Origin of the sequence: Desulfoferrobacter suflitae, from assembly GCF_022603395.1 — a bacterium.
In the GTDB taxonomy this organism is placed as follows: domain Bacteria; phylum Desulfobacterota; class Syntrophobacteria; order Syntrophobacterales; family Syntrophobacteraceae; genus Desulfoferrobacter; species Desulfoferrobacter suflitae.
Window position 1 is genome coordinate 1 of sequence record NZ_JAIBKA010000046.1, and the last position, 801, is coordinate 801.

Sequence of the window (801 nt, forward strand, 5' to 3'; positions counted from 1 at the left end):
TGAGGAGATTTAATAAGTCGCGGCGGAAGCTGCCTACGGGAGCAAATTTTTGATGACAGGGTTGCTGGAGGGTATCTGGAAGTTTGTGGCGCTGAAGAAATACCTGGAAAAAGGGGCTACAGGGCTTGAATTTGGGCGAGCACCGGCGTTTGCGCCGATGGTGAAAAGTGCCAGGGCGCACTGATGCGAACGATCTTTTTTGTGTGAGAACTGAGCAAATAAACCGAAAGCAAGACCGTGGAGGCTACTCCATCTGAATGAGGTTATGAATAGATTTAGCGATGGATGGCCTCCGGCTCGTAGAGCCTACGCCTCGGAGAGAGGTCTGAGTTTGGCCTTGATGGCCGGATCATTGGTTTGAGACAGTTTTCTAAATAGACAAGTGGTTTTGACAATAAAGTTGAAAGCGCGAGTGAGCAAGAGCACGATGGCGGCGATCTGATTGAGTATGCCGGCTCTGAAGCTGCCGATCACACGGGGTTTGTCAAGGATTTTCAAATCTTCTTTGAGAGTGGAGTTGGCTCTTTCGGATGCGGAACGGATTTTCTTAATTTCTTTGTAACGCTTGGAGCCCCTGGGGATTTCATTGGTCAATCGGGGGTGGTCTTTGATGGCCATATGGGCGACATAGCCGTTTTGGTTATTTCGATGAGGACAGGAGGCAATATCATAACGACTCTGCAGGCCTTGTAGCGCCTGGTATTTGAGCTCGGAGCAGCTTTTGAAGCAGCAAAAAGTCAGTCTTTGTCGTTTCTTATCGAAACCATTGGGGCGAGTGAGCAGACCACAGGGAGCAAAGGG

At 49.6% G+C, this 801-nt stretch carries 1 protein-coding gene and 1 pseudogene; one reads left to right on the forward strand and one right to left on the reverse strand.

Features of this window, described 5'->3' with window-relative positions; all coding sequences use genetic code 11:
- Positions 1-52: 52 nt before the first annotated feature.
- Positions 53-184: a hypothetical protein gene (locus tag K1V27_RS22540; protein WP_258932535.1), complete on the forward strand. Its 132-nt coding sequence runs from the start codon at positions 53-55 to the stop codon at positions 182-184.
- 122 nt (positions 185-306) lie between these two features.
- Here the strand turns inward: K1V27_RS22540 and K1V27_RS22545 are convergent.
- Positions 307-801 (reverse strand): annotated as a pseudogene (locus K1V27_RS22545) (hypothetical protein); the annotation flags it as partial.

Excerpts from the sequence above, each read along its gene's own strand:
- K1V27_RS22540 (WP_258932535.1), top strand. The coding sequence starts at position 53 with ATGACAGGGTTGCTGGAGGGTATCTGGAAGTTTGTGGCGCTGAAGAAA.